This window comes from Clostridium estertheticum (genome assembly GCF_018861295.1).
In the GTDB taxonomy this organism is placed as follows: Bacteria; Bacillota; Clostridia; order Clostridiales; family Clostridiaceae; genus Clostridium_AD; species Clostridium_AD estertheticum_D.
Window position 1 is genome coordinate 1 of the sequence record NZ_JAHLDM010000073.1, and the last position, 2,016, is coordinate 2,016.

The window sequence follows — 2,016 nt, forward strand, 5'->3', positions numbered from 1 at the left end:
AATGTATTTTATACTCTTAGTATACAAAGAATCAAAATACACCGCCATTGCTTCGGCTTACATTTTGATCTTTCACCTTACATTTTTGTAACACCATAATAATTATTCCGTTTTATATTTCCATTAATGTTAGATTTGAAATATAATTGGTATATACAACATAACAACATGTCAACTGGTGTTATGTAAATAAATTTAATTGTAAGTGAGGGGGAAAATTTTGAAAAAAGTTTCGAAGGATAATCCTATTAGAATTGACCTTGCAAACAATTTTATCTTTAATTTGATAATGCATTACTTTTTTAATTATAGTATCTTTTGCAAAATATCCTATTACTAGTGTACAAAACTGCAAGCAAAGAGATCAATGTTTTTTTTGTTTTCATAATAACAACTTTTTTTTAATTATATGACTTTCTTCCTTCCCACTTTTTGAACCAAAATAAACTAGCAATAAAGGCAATCACTATTGCAAATAACATTACAACTGATCCCTTTTGCATATCAAGTGCTATTTGAGCATTGAAAGCAGGATAGTCTAACTTGTCAAACATACTATCGCAAAACCTCACGCTCCATGCCCATGGAACAAAGTACCATATCTTATATCCAAGACCGGTAATCATCAGAGCTGAAATCAAACTTCCTGCAACTCCAAGCCCTGTAGAGGCTCCCTTTCCAAATTGTAGACTAATGAACACATGTAAGATATAGATGAATATATTTCCTAAAACTAATGCTCCCGCTGCTTTTAAGTAAAATAAGTAGGGCACTACGTGAAATCCAAGTGCAAATATTCCTACAGCAAGCATAATGGAAAAACTTCCCAATAGAATTAAAAGAATTGTCTTACTTAAATACGTAGTGGTTTTTGATTTTGAAGTAGCTAGCAGTACTTGAGAATTTCCAGCTTGTTCCTCTTGCTCAACGACTATCCCACTTATAACGCCTATAAGCAAAGGAAAAGCGATGGCCAGCGCCTCCAGATACGTTTTTATATCCATGATTGAATTTTTTGATGTTGTGTGATAATATAATAAAAATATGAACGCTCCTGCTAGTGGAATCAGCAAATGAATCCATAAAATAGAAGTGTGTCTTAATTTATAGAAATCTGATTTTATACATCTAATTAAAGCAAACATATTAGTTAACCTCCTGTTTTTCAAACCAATTAGTGGTAACAATCAGTAGCAAAGCAAATAAAATAAGGGACAGAATAAGTCCAATTGGAATCACAACTGGACTTAGTATTGAAGAGCCAATTTCTGCTTTAAGTCCATTTGGAAGATATCCAAGAATAGGACACATAATACGAGCTGTCCAACTATATGGACAAATCCACCATATTGATCTTACTGCAGTCAAAGCACCTAATACACTACCTCCACCAACATTTATCAAAATAGCCCCTAGCATTCCCAGTTTCTTCGCTAAGAACATACAAAGTGGAATTTGCCATAAAGATGTAACTGCGATCAAAGCTACTGCGACAATTACTCGAGAAAATGGGATGATAATGGAGAAATAGTAGCCACCTAAAATAATTCCAACTGACAAAATCATGCATGAGAGAGTCATATAAATCCCGTTTGCCAAAACTTTTGAAATCCATACTTTTTTTAAAGAAATCGGCAGACCAAATACAGCCCTATAGCGTAATTTTTTTTCCTCTTTTTCATTAGTCATCACTGCCATTAGTGAAATATATCCCGGCAGGATCATCATATACCACCAATTAAAGCTATTGGCTTGAAACCACATAACAGATGAAAGTGCAATGATGAAGGTAACCATAGGTGCAAGAAAAATTAGTTTTTTTATAAATGTTCTTTTGTTTTTTAAATTTTCAGCCTGTAAATATTTAAGCATTATAACCCTTCCTTCCTATTCTTTTTCACAACCTCTGTGAAAAGTACTTCCAGATCTTCACCGGGGTTGATTTTGCCGTTATATCCGACTACCCCATTGCTTATAATACCGATATGGTCTGCAATAAGTTCAACCTCGGACAAT

The 2,016-nt window shown here is 33.5% G+C and carries 2 protein-coding genes and 1 pseudogene; all 3 read right to left on the reverse strand.

Translation table 11 applies throughout. The features are described 5' to 3' along the window. Positions 1-401 precede the first annotated feature (401 nt). The gene (locus tag KPL54_RS25635; protein ID WP_216109305.1) at positions 402-1,145 is read right to left on the reverse strand and encodes a lantibiotic immunity ABC transporter MutG family permease subunit; all 744 of its coding nucleotides are present in this window, start codon (positions 1,143-1,145) and stop codon (positions 402-404) included. Position 1,146: 1 nt separating this feature from the next. Beyond that, positions 1,147-1,872: a lantibiotic immunity ABC transporter MutE/EpiE family permease subunit gene (locus tag KPL54_RS25640; protein WP_216109306.1), complete on the reverse strand. Its 726-nt coding sequence runs from the start codon at positions 1,870-1,872 to the stop codon at positions 1,147-1,149. Next, positions 1,872-2,016, reverse strand: a pseudogene (locus KPL54_RS26375) (lantibiotic ABC transporter ATP-binding protein); the annotation flags it as partial. The pseudogene KPL54_RS26375 and the gene KPL54_RS25640, both read right to left, overlap by 1 nt.